This window comes from Phycicoccus sp. CSK15P-2 (assembly GCF_016888005.1).
Taxonomy (GTDB): domain Bacteria; phylum Actinomycetota; class Actinomycetes; order Actinomycetales; family Dermatophilaceae; genus Phycicoccus.
On sequence record NZ_JAFDVE010000014.1, the window covers coordinates 123,889 to 144,151 of the forward strand.

Below are 20,263 nucleotides of genomic sequence, written 5' to 3' on the forward strand. Positions count from 1 at the left end.
GGTCGGGCAGGTGACGTCGACCGGAGCGGTTCCTGGCGGCGTCGGTGGCACCGGAACGGGGGTGATCACCCCCGTTCCGGTGCCAGCACGCGCACCACGAACGGGCCGCCGACGATCGTCAGGGCTCCTCGGGCAGCTCGCCGGACTCGACGGCCTCCTTGATGACGTCGCTCGCGTCCCAGTCGTTGACGTGCATCGCGGCCACGACGTCGCCGTCGCGCATCCAGTAGGCCCGGAACTCGCGGTCCTCCAGGCTGCCGTGGACGACGACCTCGTCGTCGGCGCTCGCGTGCCCGACGTACTCCATCCCGAGGTCGTACTGGTCGGTGAAGAAGTACGGCATCTCCTCGTACTCCTCGTCGGCGCCGGCGAGGTTGTGCGCGGCGACCTTGGCCTGCTTGGCCGCGGTGTCCCAGTGCTCGACCCGGAGGCGGTGCCCGAGCCGTGGATGCGCGTGGTTGGCGATGTCCCCGACCGCGTACACGCTGGGCACGGAGGTCCGCAGCCGCGCGTCGACGAGCACGCCGTCGTCCACCGCGAGGCCCGCGGCGTGGGCGAGCTCGACCCGCGGCTTGACGCCCACTCCCGCGACGACGACGTCGGCGCCCTCGAGGTCGGCGGCGGTGACCTCGGCGCCGAGCCGGAGGTCGACGCCGTGCTCACGGTGCAGGTCGGCGAACGTCTCGGCGACGGTAGGCCCGAGGACGCGCTGCAGCGGCAGGTCGTCCATCTCGAAGAGGACGACGTCCGAGCCGGCCGACCGGGCGGCTGCCGCGGCCTCCAGCCCGATCCAGCCGCCGCCCACGACGACGACCTTCCGCCCTTTCCCGAACGCGGCCTTGAGCGCGTCGCTGTCCTCCTTGGTGCGCAGGTAGGACACCGGGACACCGACGTCCTCGGCGATGTCGAGCACGCGCGGCTCGGCCCCGGTGGCGAGGAGCAGCCGCTCGTAGGTGATGTCCCCGCCGGACGTCGTGAGGACGTGGGCGTCGGTGTCGAGCGCGGTGGCGGTGACACCGGTGCGGAGGTCGACCTCGTGATGGGCATACCACTGCGCGGGGTGCACGAGTGCCTTCTCGAAGGGGTCGTCGCCGAGGAGGTAGCCCTTGGAGAGCGGCGGACGCTCGTACGGCGGATGGTCCTCCGCGCCGACGAGGACGACCTGCCCCTCGTAGCCCTGCTCTCTCAGCTCGGTGGCGGCGGTGGCTCCGGCGAGCCCGGCTCCGACGATGACGATCGACATGTCACCAACGCTACGCGGCACCGTCGGCCGGTGGGAGGTCGGCGTCGGGCCCCGGCGGCGCGAGACACGGGTATGTCCACGAGACACGACCTCGGAACCGGTGTCTCGTGGACATTTCGGGGTCACCCCGAAATGTTGAGAGGGCGGGGATCGCGTTCGGGGGTGTGGGCACCCTTCCGGTCCGCGGGGCCCTCGATAGAGTGGTCGGGTCCTCGACGCCTCATCGACCCGGAGTGCCAGCGTGCCGATCGTCGTCCAGAAGTACGGCGGCTCCTCCCTCGCCGACGCCGAGAGCATCAAGCGCGTCGCGAAGCGCATCTCGGAGACCAAGAAGGCCGGCAACGACGTCGTCGTCGCGGTCTCGGCGATGGGTGACACCACCGACGAGCTGCTCGACCTCGCGCAGGAGGTCAGCCCCCTGCCGCCGCCGCGCGAGCTCGACATGCTGATGACCGCGGGCGAGCGCATCTCGATGGCCCTGGTCGCGATGGCCATCACGGACCTGGGGCACAGCGCGCGCAGCTTCACCGGTAGCCAGGCGGGGGTCATCACCGACTCCGTGCACGGCAAGGCGAAGATCATCGACGTCACACCCGGCCGGATCACCGAGGCCCTCGGCAAGGGGCACGTCGTCATCGTCGCGGGGTTCCAGGGCGTCAGCCAGGACACCAAGGAGATCACGACGCTCGGCCGCGGCGGCACCGACACCACCGCGGTCGCGCTCGCGGCCGCCCTCGGCGCCGAGGTCTGTGAGATCTACACCGACGTCGACGGCGTCTTCACGGCCGACCCCCGCATCGTGCCCGCGGCCCGCAAGATCGACCGCATCTCCGCCGAGGAGATGCTCGAGCTCGCGGCCTGCGGCTCCAAGGTGCTGCACCTGCGCAGCGTCGAGTACGCGCGCCGCTTCGACATCCCGATCCACGTCCGGTCCTCGTTCTCGCAGAAGACCGGGACGACCGTCACCGACCAGCCAGCCCCCGAAGGAGATCCCGTGGAAGCCCCGATCATCGCCGGTGTCGCCCACGACCGGAGCGAGGCGAAGATCACCGTCGTCGGCGTCCCGGACCGCACGGGCATGGCCGCCAAGATCTTCGAGACGGTCGCCGGCGCGGAGATCAACATCGACATGATCGTCCAGAACGTCTCCGGCACGGAGACGGGGCTGACCGACATCTCGTTCACCCTCCCCAAGAGCGACGGCCCCACCGCCGTGCAGGCGCTCCAGAAGATCCAGGCCGAGGTCGGGTTCATCCGGATCCAGTACGACGACCAGGTCGGCAAGCTGAGCCTCGTCGGGGCGGGCATGCGCTCCAACCCCGGGGTCAGCGCCACCTTCTTCAGCGCCCTCGCCGCGGCCGGGGTGAACATCGAGATGATCTCGACGTCCGAGATCCGGGTCTCCGTGGTCACCCGTGAGGAGCGCCTCGACGACGCGGTGCGGGCCGTGCACACCGCCTTCGGCCTCGACTCCACCGATGGTGAGGCGGTCGTCTACGGCGGAACCGGTCGCTGACGTGTCCGCCGAGCAGCCGCGTCGGTCCGACGGCCCCACCCTCGGGGTCGTCGGTGCAACGGGTGCCGTCGGCCGCGTCGTGCTCCAGGTCCTCCCGATGCGGCGCCAGCACTGGGGGACGGTGCGGGTCGCCGCGGGTGACGAGGACGTCGGCAGCACGGTCCGGCTCGGCGAGGAGGAGATCGTCGTCGAGGCCCTGACGGCGGAGTTCTTCGAAGGGCTCGACGTCGCGATCTTCGACATCCCGCCGACCATCGCCCGCGAGTGGGTCGAGCTCGCCGCGGCGCGGGGGGTCGTCTCGATCGACAACAGCACGATCTTCCGTACCGAGCCCGACGTCCCGCTCGTCGTGCCCGAGGTCAACAGCCACCAGGTGCGGGACCGTCCCCGCGGGATCATCGCGAACCCCGGCGCCACGGTGATGACGATGATCGACGCGCTGGCCGTGCTCCACGGCGGCTGGGAGCTGACCGACCTCGTGGTGACGACCTTCCAGGCGGCCTCCGGTCTCGGTCGCGCCGGGATGCAGCGGCTGCACGACGAGCTCGACGTCGTCCACGGCGACCGTGAGCTCGGGACCCGCCCCGGTGACGTGCGGCGGCTCGTCGAGCACGAGATCGGCACCGACTCGCCCTTCCCCGCGCCGCTCGTGCTCAACGTCGTGCCCTTCGTCGGGCACCACGTCGGCGACGGCTGGACGTCCGAGGAGCTCAAGGTGCGGGACGAGGTCCGCAAGATCCTCGACCTCCCCGAGCTGCCCGTCGCCGCGACGTGCGTCCGCGTCCCCGTCGTGTCGTCGCACTCGGTCACGGTGCACGCCACCTTCGCGGGCCGGATCAAGGTCGCCGAGGCCCGCCAGGCGCTCGTCGAGGCCCCGGCCGTGGTCGTGCTCGACGACCCGGACGAGCCGGAGTTCCCTACCCCCAACGACGTCGTCGGCGCCGACCCGCGCTTCGCCGGGCGCATCCGCCAGTGCGCCGACTCGCCGACGACCCTCGACCTCTTCATGTGCGGGGACAACTTGCGCAAGGGTGCCGCGCTCAACATGCTGCAGACCGCCGAGCTCGTCGCCGCCGACCTCTGACCCGGCCCACGGGTCTCTCGACTGCTGCCGGAACCTCCACCGGCCGGCGCCGTTTCCCATCGTGACCGGGGTCACGCGGACGGTCCGGACCTTGCCATGATGGGAGGGCCGTAGCGTCCGCCCACGAAGGAGCCCGCACCCATGACCGTTCGCACCGTCGCCATGCTCACCGCCGGTGGACTGGCCCCGTGCCTGTCGTCGGCCGTCGGAGGCCTCATCGAGCGGTACACCGAGGTCGCGCCGGACGTGCGGATCATCGCGTACGTGAACGGCTACTACGGGCTGCTCAAGGGCGACTACGTCGAGGTCACCCCGGAGGTGCGCGAGAACGCGCACCGCCTGCACCGCTTCGGCGGCAGCCCGATCGGCAACAGCCGGGTCAAGCTGACCAACGCGAATGACTGCGTGCAGCGCGGGCTCGTCCAGGAGGGCCAGGACCCGCTGCACGTCGCCGCCGAGCAGCTGACGGCCGACGGTGTCGACGTCCTCCACACCATCGGCGGGGACGACACGAACACCACCGCCGCCGACCTCGCCGCGTACCTCCACGAGAACGACTACGAGCTCACCGTCGTGGGCCTGCCGAAGACGATCGACAACGACGTCGTACCGATCCGGCAGAGCCTCGGGGCCTGGACCGCCGCCGAGCAGGGCAGCCGCTACGCGCAGAACATCGTCGCCGAGCACTCCTCGAACCCGCGGATGCTCATCGTCCACGAGGTCATGGGCCGACACTGCGGGTGGCTCACGGCCGCCACGGCCGCCGAGTACCACCGCTGGGTCGGCGAGCAGGAGTACGTCCCGGCCATCGGCAACGACCCGCGCCGCTGGGACGTCCACGCCGTCTTCGTCCCGGAGCGCCCGATCGACATCCAGGGTGAGGGGGCCCGGCTGCGCGCGGTGATGGACGAGATCGGCTGCGTCAACATCTTCCTCAGCGAGGGCGCCGGGGTCTCCGAGGTCGTCGCCGAGCTCGAGGCCGCCGGCCAGGAGGTCCCGCGCGACCCGTTCGGGCACGTCCAGCTCGACAAGGTGAACCCCGGTGCCTGGTTCGCCAAGCAGTTCGCCGAGGTCCTCGGCGCCGAGAAGACCATGGTGCAGAAGTCCGGCTACTACTCGCGCTCGGCCGCCGCCAACGACCGCGACCTCGCGCTCATCAAGGAGTGCACCGACCTCGCCGTGGACGCCGCCCTGCGCGGGGAGCCCGGTGTCGTCGGCCACGACGAGGAGCGCGGCGACGAGCTGCGGCCCATCGAGTTCCCGCGGATCGCCGGTGGGAAGGCGTTCGACGCCTCCGTGCCGTGGTTCACCGAGCTCCTGGGGTCCATCGGCCAGGCGTGACCCGGTGCGCGGATGAGGGAGACGACGGGGCTCGTCGACGGCTGGTGGGTGGCGGTCGTCGTCTACGCCGTGCTCCTCGTGGGGCAGCGGCTCCACCGGGCCCGGTCCTGGCGTCCCCCGGAGTGGCCCGACGCCGACTACGGCTGGAAGGTGACGCACCTGCACTGGGTGCCGTTCCACGTCCTGGACGTCGTCTTCGGGGTTCCGCTCGTGTTCGCGGTGCTCATCGCTCTGATCGCGATCTGAGCTTGCCCCTCGCCCAGCCGGTGTCCTCGGGGGGAACTCCCGAGGACACCGGCGCGGCGGGCGGCCGGTCGAGGATTCCGACGGCCCGCCGCTTGGGCGGCACGGGCAATTCCCATCGAGGCCCGTGGTGGGTGTGCACCGTCCCCTGCGACGGTCACCACTGATAATTCTGCTGGTACGGCGACCGAAAGTAAGTGGGGCAGCCTTGCCAGTCTGGTGTGGTGTCTGCACCACCCCCGGGCGCGGGGTCAGTTCCCGACGGCCGTCCCGAGCGGGAAACGCCCCGAGATCGTCGTCCCCTGACCCCGGGCGGAGGCGATGCTCAGCTCGCCGCCCGCGGACTGCACACGGTCGCGCATCCCGGTCAGTCCGTGGCTCGTCCCCTTGGCGTCGAGGTCGAAGCCCAGCCCGTCGTCGGCGACGCTGAACCGCAGGCCGCCGTCGATGTCGGAGTCGTCGTCGTGCACCAGGACGGTGATCCGCTTCCCGCCGCAGTGCTTGTCGGCGTTCTGCATCGCCTCGAGGCAGCAGAAGTAGACCGCCGCCTCGACCGCCTTGGTGTGCCGGGTGCCCAGCTGGACGTCGACCGTGCACGGCAGGGACGTCCGCCGTGCGGCGGCCGGCAGCGCTCCGGGCAGGCCGCGCTCCTCGAGGATCGGCGGGTAGATGCCGTGGGCCAGGACACGCAGCTCGCGGATCGCCTCGTTCAGCTGCTCCTGCAGGTCGACGGACAGCTCACGGGCCTTCTCGGGGTCGCTGTAGATCGACCGCCGGATGCGCCCGAGGTCGACGGCGAGCGTCGCGAGCCGCTGCTGGGCGCCGTCGTGGAGGTCGCGCTCCAGGGCGCGGCGGGCGTCGAGGGCGGCGTCGGCCAGGCGGGCCCGGGACTGCTGCAGCTCGAGGGTGTGCCGGGCCATCCGCACCATGTAGTCGCGCAGCGCGGCGACGAGGATCCCCGCGACGAGCATCGTGAAGACGCCGACGAGGAGCGGCACCCCGGGGATGTCGGGGTGGTCGGCGTTCCAGGCGTGCCGGCGCCACTCGCCGACGAGGACGAGCCCGCCCGTGAGCCCGATCGTCGCCGCGAGCACGACCGACCGGGTCCGCAGCCGGAACACGTCGGTGAGGACGAGGGAGGGCACGTGGAGCACCAGCAGCCCGACCGGCGTGATGATCGGCATGTACCAGACGAGGCTCGCCGCGATGACCCAGGTCGTGGGGATCGCCACGGTCGCGGCGGTCCGCAGGAACTTGATGAGGGCGAACCCGAGCGCCACCGCGAACGAGGCGCCGCCCGCGGCGAGGGTCACGACGATCGAGTGCAGCGTGGCGGACGGCCCGACCCGGAGGTCGAGCAGGGCCAGGCTGCCGGCTGCCATGAGCACGGCGATCATGCTGGCCGCGATGTAGGCGATGACGTGGTGCACCCCGGACCGGGTGGTGCGCAGGAGGCGGCTGCGCTCCGAGCGCCGGGTCGCCGGGGTCTCGTCGAGCGTGGAGCCCCACGGGATCAGGGCTCTGAGCCGGGCGGCACGACGCGCCTTGCGCGCCTCGATCCGGGCGGCCCTCCGGGCCTTCGACGCCTCGACACGGGAGGGTGGCTGTTCAGCCACCTCCGCCTCGTCCCCGCTCCGTCGGAGCGATGTCGGTGGTGTCGGCGAGGTAGAGCAGGACCGCGGCGACGCGGCGGTGGGTGTCGCCCTCGGGGAGGTCGAGCTTGGCGAAGATGGAGTTGATGTGCTTCTCGACGGCCCGGGAGGTGACGTGCATGGCGGCCGCCACGCCGGCGTTCGAGGCACCGGTCGCGATGAGGCCGAGCACCTCGCGCTCACGAGGGGTCAGCCGGGCCACGGGGCTCTCCGCGAAGCGCATCCGGTGGCTCATCAGGGCGTCGACGACCAGGGGGTCGATGACGCTCTCGCCGCGTCGCACGGTCACGAGGGCGTCGACGATCTGGTCGACGTCGGACACCCGCTCCTTGAGCAGGTAGCCGCGGCGCTGGCTGCCGGCGGCGACGAGGGCGAGGGCGTGCTCGGCGTCGGCGTGCTGGGACAGGACGACGACACCGAGACCCGGGTGCGTGGTCCGGAAGCGCTCGGCCGCGCGAATGCCCTCGTCGGTGTGGCCTGGGGGCATCCGGATGTCGGCGAGGACGACGTCGGGGCTGCTCTGCTCGACGGCCGAGACGAGCGAGTCGTGGTCGTCGGCCTCGACGACCTCGTCGATGTCGGGGTGTTCCGACAGCAAGGCGGCGAGACCGTGCCGCAACAACACACTGTCCTCGGCCAGAACGACACGCATGCCCATGCTGGCATCGTATTGAGCCCCCGTACCCTTCTCCGCGCCGACCTGCCAAGACGGCACGTTCGGCCGACCTGGGCCCAGGGCATGATGGGGCCCGATGCTCTCGCACCTGTTCCTCACACCCGACGAGCGCGCCAACCCGGACACGCGCGTCGACGCGGTCCATCCCGACGGGGTCGCGTGGAGCACGGGCAACCGGGTGCGGCCGATCGTCCACGGCGCTCCGTACTTCGCCGAGCTCGCCGAGCGGCTGGCCGGGACCGGCCCTGGTGACCTCGTCCTCTTCGCGGACTGGCGGGGCGACCCCGACCAGCAGCTGACGGACGACCCGGAGGTCACCCTCGGCGCCACGCTCGCCGCGGCCGCCCGTCGCGGCGCGGTCGTCCGGGGGCTCCTGTGGCGGTCGCACTGGCGCCGGCTCGGGTACCACGCCGACCGGGCCTGGGCCCTCGGGGCCCGGATCGACGCCGCCGGGGGCCAGTGCCTGCGCGACATGCGGGTGGCGCCGGGCGGCTCGCACCACCAGAAGCTCGTCGTCGTCCGGTACCGGGACGACCCGGTCCGGGACATCGCGTACGTCGGCGGGATCGACCTCTGCCACAGCCGCCGCGACACGGCCGCGCACGAGGGCGACCCCCAGCAGGTCGCGATGCCGCAGGTGTTCGGGCCGAGGCCGCCGTGGCACGACGTGCACTGCGCGATCCAGGGCCCGGCGGTCCACGACGTCGAGACGAGCTTCCGGGAGCGCTGGGAGGACGGCACGCCGCTCACCCTCAACCCCGGCCGGCTGGCCTCGAGCCTCGCGCAGGGTGAGGACCTCGAGCCCGAGCCGCTGCCCGAGCAGGCTCCGCCCCCGCCGGCGGTCGACGACGGGCACGAGGCGGTCCAGGTGCTGCGCACCTACCCGCGCCTGCGGCCCGTCGGCCACGACTTCGCGTCCGACGGCGAGCAGAGCATCGCCCGCGGGAACGGCAAGGCGCTCCGGGCCGCCCGGCGGCTCGTCTACCTGGAGGACCAGTTCCTGTGGTCCGAGGAGGTGGGCCGTCACTTCGGCGACGCGCTGCGCCGCAACCCGGAGCTGCGGCTCGTCGTCGTGCTCCCGATCGTGCCGGACGTCGACGGTGCGCTCTCGCTGCCGCCCCAGCTCCACGGCCGCTCGCTCGCGATGGACCTGCTGCTCGACGCCGGCGGCGACCGCGTGGCCCTTTACGGCCTGACCAGCCCGGCAGGGTTCCCGGTGTACGTCCACTCCAAGGTGTGCGTCGTCGACGACGTCTGGGTCAGCGTCGGGTCGGACAACTTCAACCGCCGCTCCTGGACGAACGACTCCGAGCTCTCGGTGGCCGTCCAGGACGAGCGGCAGGCCTTGGACGGCGGCCCCGCGCCCCGGGACTCCTTCGCGCTCCGCCTGCGCCGAGAGCTCGTCGCCGAGCACGTCGGGCTGGACCCGGCCGAGGTGCCGGACGACCCCGACGCGGTCTGGGACCTCATGGCGAGCACGGCCGACGCCCTCGACGCCTACTACGGCGACAGCGGACCGTCCCGCGGCCGGGTGCACGTCCCCCGTCCCAAGGCCCCCTTCAAGGGCACTGCCGTCCGATGGCGGCGGCGGGGAAGCGCGGCGGTCGTGGGGACGGACGCGGAGCGGCCACCGGGTCGCCTGCGCCGGCTCGGGCCGCCCGAGCTCTCCCGCCTCCAGCGGCTCTGGGCGCCACGGCTCTACGACGTCATCGACCCGAACGGCCCGCTCGGCCTCGACGCCGGTGTGCCGGAGGCCGCCGAGCGCTGACCCGTGGGGCCCGACGGCGATTCGGACGGCGCGCGCCGGTGTGGGAGTCTGGCGTGCGTGCCCGACGCCCCCGCCACCGACTTCCGTCCGGTCGTCCTCGGCGGTGACATCACCGCCTACACCCTCGTCCGGACGTTCCACGAGGCCTACGGCGTGCGCCCGCTCGTCGTCAACATGACCGACGGCGGGCCCGTCGCGCTCTCGACGGTCTGCGACCACGAGTACGTCGAGGGCCTCGAGAACGAGGAGGTCTTCGTCCGCACCCTCGAGCGGGTGGGCCGCGAGCACGGCGGCGAGGGTCGCCCGGCGCTCCTGCTCGTCGCGGCGGGCGACTGGTACGTGCGGATGATCATCGAGCACAAGGACACGCTCGCGGCCTGGTTCACCATCCCGTACATCGACCTCGACCTGCTCGACCGCATCGTCCGCAAGGACGTCTTCTACGGGATCCTCGACGAGGTCGGGGTGCCGCACCCGGACACCGTCGTCGTCGACATGGGCGCCGACGCCGGCGAGGAGCGCGACCTGCCGTTCACCTTCCCGGTCGTCGCCAAGCCGGCCGACAGCGCGCTGTACCACTACGCGTCCTTCGAGGGGAAGAAGAAGGTCTACGTCTGTGACACCCCGGAGGAGCTGGCCGACACCCTCCGCCGGGTCCGGGCCAGCAGCTACGACGGCAACTTCTTGCTCCAGGACTTCGTGCCCGGTGACGACACGAACATGCGGGTCCTCACGTGCTACTCCGACCGGGACGGGAAGGTCCGTTTCGGGTCGGTCGGGCACGTGCTGCTCGAGGAGCACCACCCGCTCGCCATCGGCAACCCGTGCGTCATCATCACCACCGAGATCGACGAGGTCGTCGAGCAGGCCAGGCGCTTCCTCGAGCACATCGGGTACGTCGGGTTCTCGAACTTCGACCTCAAGTACGACCGGCGCGACGGCACGTACAAGTTCTTCGAGATCAACGTGCGCCTCGGCCGCTCCAACTTCTACGTGACCGCCGGGGGTGACAACGTCTCGGAGTGGTACGTGCGCGACTGGGTGCGGCACGAGCCGATGGAGGGGCTGGAGATCGCGCGCGGGGAGCATCTCTTCGCGTTCGTGCCGCGGTACGTCGTGCGGCACTACGTGCTCGACAAGCCGCTGCGGGACAAGGCGCTCGGGCTGATGCGCGCGGGCCGCGCGAGCGACCCCAACCGCTACGCCCCCGACCTCACGCTCAAGCGGCGCGCGTACAACCTCGCCTACCACGTGAACCAGGTGCGCAAGTTCCGCCGCCACTTCACGGACCGCCGATGAGCCCCGAGGTGCCGGTGCACGGCGAGCCCGGCGGCGTGCTCGGCGGGCTGGGCCCGGCCGCGACCGTCCACTACCTGCGCCGCGTCATCGAGCTCACCGACGCCTCGCGCGACCAGGACCACGTCGACCTCCTCGTCTGGCAGCACGGGTCGGTCCCGGACCGCACCGGCTTCCTCCGCGGCGAGAACGAGAGTCCCGAGGCGATGCTCGTCGCCGACGCGCAGGCCCTCGAACGAGCGGGCGCGACGTTCGTCGCCATCCCGTGCAACACCGCCCTCGTCTGGGTGGAGCAGATGCGCGCCTCCGTCGGCATCGAGGTCCTCGACACCGTCGACGAGACCGTCCTCGCCGCGCAGCAGGCCGTACCCGGGCTGCGCCGGCTGGGCGTCCTCGCCACCGACGGCACCCTCTCCGCCGGCACCTACGCGGCGTCGGCGAAGCGGCTCGGCGTCGATCTCGTCCTGCCGGACGCCGAGGTGCAGCGCGAGGTCATGGCGGTCATCTACGACGGCGTGAAGGCCGGCCGGCCGGTGCCGCGCGAGCGTTTCGACGCCCTCGTCACGCACCTGCTCGAGCGAGGCGCGGAGGCCGTCGCCCTCGGCTGCACCGAGCTGTCCGTGCTGCGCGGCGAGCTGCGCGCCGAGCACCCGCTCGTCGTCGACTCGATCGACGCCGTCGCCGTCGCGACGATCCGCCGTGCCGGGCGGCCGCTGCGCGGCTGACGTACACGCGGGTCAGGTGGACTCGCGGACGACGAGCGTCGGCTCCAGCACGCTCGTGCGCTGGACCGGGGAGCGGTCGGCGATCTGGTCGAGGAGAAGCCGCGCCATCTCCGAGGCCATGTCCTCGACGGGCTGGCGGACCGTGGTCAGGGCCGGATGCGCGAGAGCCGCGGCCGGGGAGTCGTCGAAACCGACGACGGCGAGGTCCTCGGGGACGCCGAGGCCGCGCTCCCGGGCGGCGCGCACGGCACCGATGGCCATGAGGTCGTTGGCGGCGAAGAGGCCGTCGACACGGGGGTGGTCGTCGAGCACGCGCCGGGCGGCCGCGGCGCCCGACTCGACGGTGAACTCGCCGTCGGCGCGTCCGAGCACCTCGGCGCCGCGCTCCACGGCCGCCTCGACGAAGCCCTCGACGCGCTCGGCCGCCGCTGCCACCTGGAGACGCTCCGGGAGCCCCAGGACGGCAAGGCGTCGGCGGCCCCGGTCGACGAGGTGCCCGGCAGCCAGTGCCCCTCCGTCGGCGTTCGCGACATCCACCCAGCTGACCCGCGACCTGTGCCGGGGACGGGCGAACCGGACGAGCGGCCGTCCCGTGGCGAGGAGGGCCTCGGGCAGCGGGTCGTCGCCGCTCAGGGGAACCAGCAGGGTGCCGTCGACATGTCCTCGGCTCACGAAGGACACGACCTGCTGCCGGGTCCGGACGGCGTCGGCCAACATGAGGACCGGGTGGACGTCGCGGGGGCGCAGCTCACGGATCGCCCCGCCCACCACCCGCCCGAAGAAGGGGTCGGAGAGCATCGCGCCGAACTGGTCGGGTGCGTCCTTCGGGTCGGTCCCGGAGATGACCACGGCGACGGTGTCCGTGCGTCGCGTGACCAGGGAGCGAGCCGCGCGGTTCGGCACGTAGCCGACCTCCGCGACCGCGGCGAACACCTTGGCCTGGAGGTCGGCGGCCACCCGGCGCTCGTGGTTGACGACGCGCGACACCGTGGCCCGGGAGACGCCGGCGACGCGCGCCACGTCCTCGAGCGTCGGTGCCCTCTCGTCCATGCGTTCCACGGTATCAATGGGAGAGCGCTCTCCCAGGGAATGAGACGGTAGCCGGCAAGAGTTCACCTCCAGCGGTTGTCCTTCCGCACGAAGTGTGCGCATACTCGCCGACAAGGTGATGGAGCGCTCTCCCGAATGTTCCGCACCACCTGCGTAGCCAGATCAGGGACGCCACGCCTGCGGTACGGCTCGGTCACGAGCCGGTCGCGGCCGACGCGAGAGGCAGCCGCATGGTCCATCCGCTCAGACTCGGGACACTTCCCGCCGTCCTCACGACCCTGGGGGTCGCGGGGGCGGTCCTGTCCGCCCCGGCGGCCGCACTCGGCAGCGCCGCCGCCGGGTGCTCGGCCGAGAACGCCGCGCTCGGGCGCCCCGCCCAGGCGTCGTCGTCCGAGAACCCCGACTACTACCCCGCGTCGTCCGCGGTCGACGGCGACGCGAGCACCCGGTGGTCCAGCGCCGCGACCGACGACGAGTGGCTCCGGGTCGACCTCGGGGCCGTCACCGACATCTGCGGGGTCGAGATCGACTGGGAGAGGGCCTACGGCAGCGCCTACGAGGTCCAGGTCTCCGACGACGCGCAGGAGTGGGCCACGCTGGAGGCGGTGACCGACGGCGACGGCGGGACGGACACCCTCGCGGTCGACGGTCGCGGCCGCTACGTCCGGCTCCTCGGCACGACGCGAGCCACCGGCTACGGCTACTCGGTGTGGGAGCTCGCCGTCCACACCGACGAGGACGCCGCCGAGCCGCCCACCGACCCGGAGGACCCCGACGACCCCACGGACCCGTACCCGGACTACGTGAACCCCGGATGGCCGGGCACGACCGGCCCGCTGACCGAGCCGAGCCACGTCGAGGTGGTGCGTCACGGCCAGGGCTGGCGCCTGGAGGTCGACGGGCAGCCCTACACGGTGCGCGGGCTCACCTGGGGGCCGTCCCCCGACGAGGCCGACGAGTACATGCCCGGCCTGGCGGAGATGAACGCCAACACGACCCGGACCTGGGGCACCGGCCCGGACACGGCCGCGCTCCTCGACTCCGCTGCCGCCCACGGCATCCGCGTCGTCATGGGCTTCTGGCTCGTCCCCGGCGGCGGTCCGGGGTCCGGGGGCTGCGTCTCCTACCAGGGGGACACCGAGTACGAGGCCGACACCCGCGCGCACATCCTCGAGATGGTCGAGCGGTACCAGTCGCATCCCGGTGTCCTCATGTGGAGCGTCGGCAACGAGTCGATCCTCGGCCTGCAGAACTGCTACTCGGGTGCCGAGCTCGAGGCCGAGCGCACCGCGTACACACAGTTCGTCAACGACATGGCCGTCGCGATCCACGACATCGACCCCGACCACCCCGTCAGCTCGACCGACGCCTGGACCGGCGCCTGGGACTACTACGCGAAGAACTCCCCCGACCTCGACCTGCTCCAGGTCAACTCCTACGGCGGTGTCTGCGACGTCGCCGACACCTGGGAGGAGGGTGGCTACGACAAGCCGTACCTCGTCACCGAGGGCGGGGCTGCCGGCGAGTGGGAGGTCCCGGACGACGTCAACGGCGTCCCCGACGAGCCCACCGACGTCGAGAAGGCCGCCGCGTACGTCGACTCGTGGCGGTGCATCATGGAGCACGAGGACGTCGGACTGGGTGCGACCTTCTTCCACTACGGCACCGAGGGCGACTTCGGCGGGGTCTGGTTCAACGTCGTCCCCGGCGGCAACAAGCGGCTCGGCTACTACGCCCTCGCCAAGACGTGGGGCCGCGACATCGGCGCCATGAACACCCCGCCGCAGTTCCGTGACCTGACGGTCGAGGGCGACGTCACCGCCGTCGAGGCCGGGTCCACGGTGCGGCTCACGGCGGACGTCGTCGAGCCCGACGGCGACCCGCTCACCTACGTCGTCTCCCTCAACAGCAAGTACGTCGACGGTGCCGGCGGGCTGGCCCACCAGGACGCTGCGCAGCCGGAGCCGGGAGTGCTCGAGATCACCGCACCGGAGCGGCCGGGGGTCTGGAAGGTCTACGTCTGGGCCGAGGACGGCGAGGGAAACGTCGGTGTCGAGACCCGTTCGTTCCGGGTGACCCCGCCAGGGGTCGAGGGCACCAACGCAGCCCTCGGCAAGCCCGCCACGGCCTCGAGCTTCGATCCCTGGAACGGTGACTTCAGCCCGAAGCAGGCGGTCGACGGAGACCTCGCGACCCGCTGGGCGAGCGACTGGGACGACGACGAGTGGATCCAGGTCGACCTCGGCTCGACGACGTCGTTCGACCACGTCCAGCTGGTCTGGGAGGCCGCCTACGGCACGGCCTACGACGTTCAGGTGTCCGACGACGGCAGCACATGGAGCACGGTCCGGGCGGTCACCGACGGCGACGGCGGGGTGGACGACCTCGACGTCACCGCGTCCGGCCGTTACGTGCGTCTCGCGCTGCACGCACGCGGCACGCAGTACGGCTACTCGCTCTACGAGCTGGGGGTCTACACGTCCTGACCCATCGGCCGACGGGCCGCCACACGCCCCGGTCCCGGACGGCGCATCCCCGTCCGGGCCGGACCTCCCCCGCACCACCCGACGAAGGAGACACGCATGACCGCCACGCACCGCACCTCGTCCCCGGCGCGCGCGACAGGGTCGCCACCCGGGCTCCACCGACGGGGGCTGCGACCGCGGCCGCTCGCGGCCGTCGCGCTGGCCGGCGCACTCGTCACGGCCGGTGTCCTCGCGGCTCCTCCCGCGGGCGCGGCCGACAGCGAGCTCATCTCGCAAGGGCACCGCGCGTTCTCGTCCTCGACCGAGGGTGCGGGCACCGCAGCCCGCTTCGCGGTCGACGGCGACCCCTCGACCCGGTGGTCGAGCGAGTTCTCCGACGAGCAGTGGCTACGGGTCGACCTCGGCGCACCGGCGCACCTCGACGAGGTCGTCCTCCAGTGGGAGGCCGCCTACGGAGCGCAGTACGCCATCCAGGTCTCGGACGACGGCGCGTCGTGGTCGACGGTGGCCTCCGTGACCGACGGTGACGGCGGGACCGACACCCTCGACGTCGACGCCGAGGGGCGGTACGTGCAGATGCTCGGGCAGCGCCGCGGCACCGGCTACGGGTACTCGCTCTTCGAGCTCCAGGTGTTCGGCACCGGAGGCGCGCCGGTCGACGACGACGAGCCGCCGGTGTTCGACGACGAGGTGACACACCACGAGTTCCAGGCGAACTGCACGGCCGCCCACCTCGAGAGCGACGACCCGATCGTCTACCCCGGCCAGCCGGGGCGCTCGCACCTGCACACCTTCATCGGGAACACGAGCACCGACGCCGATACGACGATCGAGTCGCTCTTCGCCCACCCCGAGACGACGTGCACCAACCCCAAGGACCACTCCGCGTACTGGTTCCCGAGCATCTACGACGGAGACACCCCGGTCGAGCCCACCATCCACGAGACCGTCTACTACAAGGCCGGCATCGAGGACTACCGCAGCGTCCAGCCCTTCCCGGAGGGCCTGCGTTTCGTCGCGGGCGACATGATGGCCACCCCGGACTCCTTCCGCGACGCGCCCGGCGCGGTCGAGGGCTGGGAGTGCGGTGACCTCTCGAAGCAGTGGTCCATCCCCGACCACTGCACGCCGGGGACGCAGCTGAACATCCGCTACCAGGCCCCGAGCTGCTGGGACGGGGTCAACCTCGACTCGCCGGACCACCAGAGCCACATGGCGTACCCGGTGAGCGGTGAGTGCCCGCTCGACCACCCGGTGCCCGTGCCGATGCTCGAGTTCAAGATCGCCTGGCCGGTGAGCGGGGACATGACCCAGGTCCGGCTGGCGTCCGGCTCGGACCAGTCGTGGCACTACGACTTCATGAACGCCTGGGAGCCGGAGATCCTCGACGCCCTCGTCACGCACTGCATCAACGGCGGGCTCCAGTGCAACCCGCGCGGCTACGACCAGTACAAGCCGCACCGTGGTGCAGCGCTCACCGAGGACTACGAGCTCCCGTGACCACCACCTCGGCCCGGGGGGGGGGCCCCCCCGGGGGGCGGGGGGGGGGGGGGGGGGGGGGGGGCCCCGCCCGCCGCCGCGGAGCCCGCGCTGCTCTCCCGCGGGGCGCCGGTCTCGGCGTCCTCGGTGGAGACCCCCGACTACACCCCGGCCGCCGCGGGGGTCGACGGCGACCTCGCGACGCGATGGGCCAGCGAGCGGGACGACGACGAGTGGATCGAGGTGGACCTCGGCGAGGTCGCGACCCTCGAGCGGCTCGACCTCACGTGGGAGGCCGCGTACGGCAGCGCCTACGACGTCCTCGTCTCCGACGACGGCGAATCCTGGACGACCGCGGAGTCCGTGACGGGTGGCGACGGAGGCACCGACACGGTGGCCCTGGACGCCACCGGTCGGTACCTGCGCGTCCGAGGCGTCACCCGCGGCACCGGCTACGGGTACTCGCTCTGGGAGCTCGAGGTGTTCGGCACCGCGGGCACCGGCGGTCCCGGCGACCCGCCGCCCGGCGGGGAGGTCGAGACCGGTGGCGACCTCGGGCCCAACGTCCACGTGTACGACGCGTCGACTCCGGTGCAGACGATCCAGTCCGAGCTCGACGCCGCGTTCCAGCAGCAGGAGCGCGACCAGTTCGGGGAAGGGCGCCACCAGTTCCTCTTCAAGCCGGGGACCTACCCGGTGCACGCGCACGTCGGGTTCTACACCTCGGTGAGCGGCGCGGGGCGCGATCCCGACGACGTGGACGTCACCGGCGGCGTCTGGGCCGACGCCCAGTGGTTCGACGGCAACGCGACGCAGAACTTCTGGCGCTCGGTCGAGAACCTCAAGGTCACGCCGAGCACCGGCGACGACCGATGGGCGGTCTCGCAGGCCGCGCCGATGCGCCGGGTGCACGTGGACGGTGCGCTGTCGCTGCACTCCTCCGCCTACGGCTGGGCGTCCGGCGGCTACATCGCCGACTCGCGCGTCGAGGGCCAGGTCAACGGCTACACCCAGCAGCAGTGGTACACCCGCGACTCCACGCTCGCGGGCGGCTGGGACGGGGTGCTGTGGAACATGGTCTACTCCGGGGTCGAGCACGCCCCGGCGAGCACCTTCCCGGACCCCGCCGTGACGACGCTCGCGACGACCGGCGTCATCCGCGAGAAGCCGTACCTGTACTGGGACGAGGAGGCCGACGACTGGGCCGTCTTCGTGCCCGAGCTGCGTGACGGCACTCGCGGCACGACCTGGGCGACCGGCTCGACCCCGGGCACGTCGGTCCCGCTCGACCGCTTCTACGTCGCTCGTCCGGACGCCGAGGAGTGGAAGATCAACGCCGCGCTCGACCAGGGGCTGAACGTCCTGTTCACCCCGGGCGTCTACCGCCTCCAGGACACGGTCCGGGTCACCAGGCCGGACACCGTCGTCCTGGGTCTCGGGTACGCGACGATCGTCCCGGAGGCCGGGCAGACGGCCATGACCGTCGCCGACGTCGACGGCGTGACCGTCGCGGCGCTGCTCTTCGACGCCGGGGAGACCGAGTCACCCGCCATGCTCGAGGTCGGCCCGGACGGTGCCTCGGCGGACCACGCCGACGACCCGATCGCCCTGCACGACGTGTTCGTCCGGGTCGGTGGCGCCGTCGCCGGCAAGGTGATCGACGGGGTCGTCGTCAACGCCGACGACACGATCGTCGACCACGTCTGGTCCTGGCGCGGTGACCACGGCACCGGCATCGGGTGGGACGTCAACACCGCCGACCGCGGGTTCGTCGTGAACGGTGACGACGTCAGCGCGTACGGGCTGTTCGTCGAGCACTACCAGAAGTACAACACCCTGTGGACGGGCGAACGCGGACGAACGGTTTTCTACCAGAACGAGCTCCCGTACGACCCTCCGAGCGAGGCGGCGTGGACCCATGACGGCGTCCGCGGGTACGCCGCCTACAAGGTGGCCGACGGCGTGCGCGAGCACGAGGCCTGGGGCCTGGGGTCCTACTGCGTCTTCACGACCGACGACACGATCACCGTCGACAACGGGTTCGAGGTCCCGGACACCCCCGGCGTGCGGATGCACTCGCTGCTCACCGTGTCGCTCGGCGGCAAGGGGACCTACGCGCACGTGATCAACGGCGTCGGACCCGAGGCGTCCGGCACCGAGACGGTGCCGGCGAAGGTCACCGAGTACAGCGACCACCGCTGGTCCTGACCCAGTCGGGACACCCGCGCACGGGTGGAGGTCCTCGGGGCGGGAGCCGGCCCCGAGGACCGGCCTGCGTGTGGTGGCGGCCGGGACGGTGTCGTGCGGGTAGTGCCTGCTGTACCCCGAAGACTCCAGTGGGCGGGATGGGGCCCGGGCGGCCGAGCGAGCACCGTGGAGGTGTCACAGACCACCGACCTGGATCAGGAGTCCGGACCATGACACGCTCCCGTGCCGCCGCCGTCGCCACGACGCTCGCGGCCTCCCTCGTCGCCCCGCTGCTCGGCGTCGCGACGCCCGCCCTCGACACCGCAGCCGCACGCACGCCGGGTTCGCATCCCGGCGTCACCGGCCGTGACCACCGCGGGCCGTCGGACCGCTCGCACACCGCCGACGAGGTCCAGCAGGCGCTCGACCGGCTCGTCTCCGAGGACGGGTTCCCCGGCGCGGCCGCTGCCGTGCGGGACGCCGACGGGAAGGTCCGGACCTACACCGCGGGGGTGTCCGACCTCGAGACCCGCGCCCCGATGACGGCGGACGGCCGGGTGCGGATCGCGAGCAACACGAAGATGTTCACGGCGACGGTCGTCCTCCAGCTCGTCGGGGAGGGGAAGGTCGACCTCGACGAGCCCGTCGAGACCTACCTCCCGGGCATCGTCCGGGGCAACGGCAACGACGGCCGCGAGATCACCGTGCGCAACCTGCTCCGGCAGACGAGCGGCCTGCCCGACTACGACACGATCGTCTCGGACAACGGCGGCTCCCTGGCCGACATCGCGCACACGTACTTCGAGCCGCGGGAGCTCGTCGACGCAGCCCTCGCGGAGGACAGCCACTTCGCCCCCGGCAGCCAGTGGGAGTACAGCAACACCAACTACATCCTGCTCGGCCTCCTGGCCCAGCGGGTCACGGGCCGGCCGATCGGCGAACAGGTCACCCAGCGGATCATCGAGCCGCTGGGGATGGAGGACACCTACTGGCCCGAGGTCGGCGAGCAGGACATCCGGGGCGCTCATCCGCACGGCTACTACGCCGACGGTCCGGGTGAGCCCTGGCAGGACCTCACGCGGATGGACCCCTCTCTCGGGTGGGCCGCCGGGCAGCTCGTGGCCACCCAGCAGGACCTCGGGCGCTTCATGGAGGCGCTGCTCGGCGGCGAGCTCCTGGAACCCGCCCAGCTGGAGGAGATGCGCGACACGGTCCCCGCTCCGGAGTTCGACCCCGGCGACGACGCGTGGGAGTACGGCCTCGGCCTGGCGCGCACGCGGCTGGAGTGCGGTGTCGACGCCTGGGGGCACGGCGGAGACATCCAGGGCTTCGAGACCCGCAACCTCGTCACGGAGGACGGGCGCTGGGCGGTCGTCGTCGTCAATGCCCTGCCGACGAGCCTCGAGATGGTCGAGCACGTGTCCGAGAGCGTCGAGACGGCCATCTGCTCCAGCTGAGCACCGGCCACCCGTCGGGGGCTCGTCGTCGTGGGTCCCACGGCGGCGGGCCCATCGGTG

At 72.1% G+C, this 20,263-nt stretch carries 15 protein-coding genes; 11 read left to right on the plus strand and 4 right to left on the minus strand.

The window, feature by feature from the left end; translation table 11 throughout:
* Positions 1-118 precede the first annotated feature (118 nt).
* Positions 119-1,243, minus strand: coding sequence for an NAD(P)/FAD-dependent oxidoreductase (locus JQN72_RS09710; protein WP_204134978.1), 1,125 nt, complete (start codon positions 1,241-1,243; stop codon positions 119-121).
* Positions 1,244-1,484: 241 nt separating this feature from the next.
* Between JQN72_RS09710 and JQN72_RS09715 the strand changes: the two genes are divergently transcribed.
* The 4 genes from JQN72_RS09715 (at position 1,485) to JQN72_RS09730 (ending at position 5,430) form a co-directional block, all read left to right on the plus strand.
* The gene (locus JQN72_RS09715) at positions 1,485-2,759 is read left to right on the plus strand and encodes an aspartate kinase (RefSeq protein WP_204134979.1); all 1,275 of its coding nucleotides are present in this window, start codon (positions 1,485-1,487) and stop codon (positions 2,757-2,759) included.
* Position 2,760: 1 nt separating this feature from the next.
* Positions 2,761-3,843 carry an aspartate-semialdehyde dehydrogenase gene (locus JQN72_RS09720; protein ID WP_307812570.1) on the plus strand — a complete coding sequence of 361 codons (1,083 nt, stop codon included), beginning with the start codon at positions 2,761-2,763 and terminating at the stop codon, positions 3,841-3,843.
* Positions 3,844-3,984: 141 nt separating this feature from the next.
* Positions 3,985-5,184, plus strand: coding sequence for a pyrophosphate--fructose-6-phosphate 1-phosphotransferase (locus JQN72_RS09725; protein WP_204134981.1), 1,200 nt, complete (start codon positions 3,985-3,987; stop codon positions 5,182-5,184).
* A 12-nt stretch (positions 5,185-5,196) separates the two neighbouring features.
* Entirely contained in the window at positions 5,197-5,430 is a 234-nt protein-coding gene (locus JQN72_RS09730; RefSeq protein WP_204134982.1) for a hypothetical protein, read from the plus strand.
* 248 nt (positions 5,431-5,678) lie between these two features.
* On the opposite strand, the gene JQN72_RS18890 is transcribed toward JQN72_RS09730, so the two are convergent.
* Positions 5,679-7,043, minus strand: a complete 1,365-nt coding sequence (locus JQN72_RS18890) for a sensor histidine kinase (protein WP_204134983.1) — start codon at positions 7,041-7,043, stop codon at positions 5,679-5,681.
* The gene (locus JQN72_RS09740) at positions 7,036-7,737 is read right to left on the minus strand and encodes a response regulator transcription factor (protein ID WP_239100419.1); all 702 of its coding nucleotides are present in this window, start codon (positions 7,735-7,737) and stop codon (positions 7,036-7,038) included. The genes JQN72_RS18890 and JQN72_RS09740 overlap by 8 nt, the downstream gene beginning before the upstream one ends.
* 94 nt (positions 7,738-7,831) lie before the next feature.
* Between JQN72_RS09740 and JQN72_RS09745 the strand changes: the two genes are divergently transcribed.
* Genes JQN72_RS09745 through JQN72_RS09755 form a run of 3 tightly spaced genes read left to right on the plus strand, consistent with a single transcriptional unit; the run spans position 7,832 to position 11,544 of the window.
* The gene (locus tag JQN72_RS09745) at positions 7,832-9,523 is read left to right on the plus strand and encodes a phospholipase D family protein (protein WP_204134984.1); all 1,692 of its coding nucleotides are present in this window, start codon (positions 7,832-7,834) and stop codon (positions 9,521-9,523) included.
* Between the two features lie 57 nt (positions 9,524-9,580).
* Positions 9,581-10,822, plus strand: a complete 1,242-nt coding sequence (locus JQN72_RS09750) for a carboxylate--amine ligase (protein ID WP_204134985.1) — start codon at positions 9,581-9,583, stop codon at positions 10,820-10,822.
* Positions 10,819-11,544 carry an aspartate/glutamate racemase family protein gene (locus JQN72_RS09755; RefSeq protein ID WP_239100420.1) on the plus strand — a complete coding sequence of 242 codons (726 nt, stop codon included), beginning with the start codon at positions 10,819-10,821 and terminating at the stop codon, positions 11,542-11,544. The genes JQN72_RS09750 and JQN72_RS09755 overlap by 4 nt, the downstream gene beginning before the upstream one ends.
* Before the next feature lie 12 nt (positions 11,545-11,556).
* Here JQN72_RS09755 and JQN72_RS09760 read toward each other — a convergent pair whose 3' ends face one another.
* A complete protein-coding gene (locus JQN72_RS09760) occupies positions 11,557-12,594 on the minus strand; it encodes a LacI family DNA-binding transcriptional regulator (RefSeq protein WP_204134986.1) in 1,038 nt (345 codons plus the stop codon).
* A gap of 230 nt (positions 12,595-12,824) precedes the next feature.
* Here JQN72_RS09760 and JQN72_RS09765 point away from each other — a divergent pair, with 230 nt between their 5' ends.
* The 4 genes from JQN72_RS09765 to JQN72_RS09780 all read left to right on the plus strand — a co-directional run bounded on the left by JQN72_RS09765 (position 12,825) and on the right by JQN72_RS09780 (position 20,203).
* Positions 12,825-15,080 carry a discoidin domain-containing protein gene (locus tag JQN72_RS09765; RefSeq protein WP_204134987.1) on the plus strand — a complete coding sequence of 752 codons (2,256 nt, stop codon included), beginning with the start codon at positions 12,825-12,827 and terminating at the stop codon, positions 15,078-15,080.
* A 96-nt stretch (positions 15,081-15,176) separates the two neighbouring features.
* Positions 15,177-16,580, plus strand: coding sequence for a DUF1996 domain-containing protein (locus tag JQN72_RS09770; protein ID WP_204134988.1), 1,404 nt, complete (start codon positions 15,177-15,179; stop codon positions 16,578-16,580).
* A gap of 90 nt (positions 16,581-16,670) precedes the next feature.
* Positions 16,671-18,767, plus strand: coding sequence for a discoidin domain-containing protein (locus tag JQN72_RS09775; protein ID WP_204135060.1), 2,097 nt, complete (start codon positions 16,671-16,673; stop codon positions 18,765-18,767).
* Positions 18,768-18,976: 209 nt separating this feature from the next.
* A complete protein-coding gene (locus tag JQN72_RS09780; protein WP_204134989.1) occupies positions 18,977-20,203 on the plus strand; it encodes a serine hydrolase in 1,227 nt (408 codons plus the stop codon).
* Positions 20,204-20,263: the final 60 nt, after the last annotated feature.

Excerpts from the sequence above, each read along its gene's own strand:
- JQN72_RS09755 (WP_239100420.1), top strand. The coding sequence starts at position 10,819 with ATGAGCCCCGAGGTGCCGGTGCACGGCGAGCCCGGCGGCGTGCTCGGC.
- JQN72_RS09730 (WP_204134982.1), top strand. The coding sequence starts at position 5,197 with ATGAGGGAGACGACGGGGCTCGTCGACGGCTGGTGGGTGGCGGTCGTC.
- JQN72_RS09740 (WP_239100419.1), bottom strand. The coding sequence starts at position 7,737 with ATGGGCATGCGTGTCGTTCTGGCCGAGGACAGTGTGTTGTTGCGGCAC.
- JQN72_RS09770 (WP_204134988.1), top strand. The coding sequence starts at position 15,177 with ATGACCGCCACGCACCGCACCTCGTCCCCGGCGCGCGCGACAGGGTCG.
- JQN72_RS09765 (WP_204134987.1), top strand. The coding sequence starts at position 12,825 with ATGGTCCATCCGCTCAGACTCGGGACACTTCCCGCCGTCCTCACGACC.
- JQN72_RS09725 (WP_204134981.1), top strand. The coding sequence starts at position 3,985 with ATGACCGTTCGCACCGTCGCCATGCTCACCGCCGGTGGACTGGCCCCG.
- JQN72_RS09710 (WP_204134978.1), bottom strand. The coding sequence starts at position 1,243 with ATGTCGATCGTCATCGTCGGAGCCGGGCTCGCCGGAGCCACCGCCGCC.
- JQN72_RS09745 (WP_204134984.1), top strand. The coding sequence starts at position 7,832 with ATGCTCTCGCACCTGTTCCTCACACCCGACGAGCGCGCCAACCCGGAC.
- JQN72_RS09760 (WP_204134986.1), bottom strand. The coding sequence starts at position 12,594 with ATGGACGAGAGGGCACCGACGCTCGAGGACGTGGCGCGCGTCGCCGGC.
- JQN72_RS09780 (WP_204134989.1), top strand. The coding sequence starts at position 18,977 with ATGACACGCTCCCGTGCCGCCGCCGTCGCCACGACGCTCGCGGCCTCC.